This window comes from Streptomyces sp. BE20 (assembly GCF_036322525.1).
Taxonomy (GTDB): domain Bacteria; phylum Actinomycetota; class Actinomycetes; order Streptomycetales; family Streptomycetaceae; genus Kitasatospora.
The window spans coordinates 1-751 of record NZ_JAQYWW010000492.1 but is presented as its reverse complement, the minus strand read 5'-3'; the positions used below and the strand labels follow the sequence as shown (position 1 = coordinate 751).

1 protein-coding gene is annotated in these 751 nt (G+C 71.6%); it reads left to right on the top strand.

The genetic code is table 11. The features are described 5' to 3' along the window. Positions 1-27: 27 nt before the first annotated feature. The coding region (locus PUR61_RS06780; protein WP_329876677.1) for an acyltransferase domain-containing protein at positions 28-751 on the top strand (724 nt) is incomplete at its 3' end.

Here is a 751-nt window from a genome sequence, read left to right as displayed (position 1 = left end):
GCCGGCATCATCAAGATGGTCCTGGCGATGCGGCACGAGACCCTGCCCGCGACGCTCCACGCCGACGAGCAGTCCCCACACGTGGATTGGGCTTCCGGCGCGGTGTCGCTGTTGACGGAGTCGCGGTCCTGGAACCCCGGGGACCGGCCTCGTCGGGCGGGTGTGTCGGCGTTCGGCGTCAGTGGCACCAACGCGCACGTGATCGTGGAGGAGCCCCCGACGGTCGAATCCGCCGCCGTGGCGGCGGTGGAACTGCCGCTGGCTCCGGTGCTGTTGTCCGGTACGGACGAGGCGTCCCTGCGTGCTCAGGCTCAACAGCTGATCGACAGCGCCGGGGTGGACATCGCTCGCCCGGTGGAACTCGGCGCCGCCTCGATCCGCCGTGCGGCACTGCCGCACCGGGCGGTGGTGCTCGCCGGTGACCGGGAGACCCTCGTCGAGTGCATGCGCCGAGTCGCCGCAGGTGCTGCGGCACTCCGGGGGACGGCGGGTGCCGGGCGGGTGGCGTTCCTGTTCACGGGTCAGGGTGCGCAGCGTGCGTCGATGGGCCGGGAGTTGTACGAGGCGTTCCCGGTCTTTGCGGACGCGTTCGACCAGGTGGCGTTGCACGTGGATGCCCATCTGGACCGGCCGTTGGCGGAGGTGCTGGCGGACGAGGAGCTGATCCACCGGACGGGGTATGCGCAGCCGGCGTTGTTCGCCGTCGAGGTGGCGTTGCACGCGCTGCTCACCCGCTGGGGTGTGCGGGCGG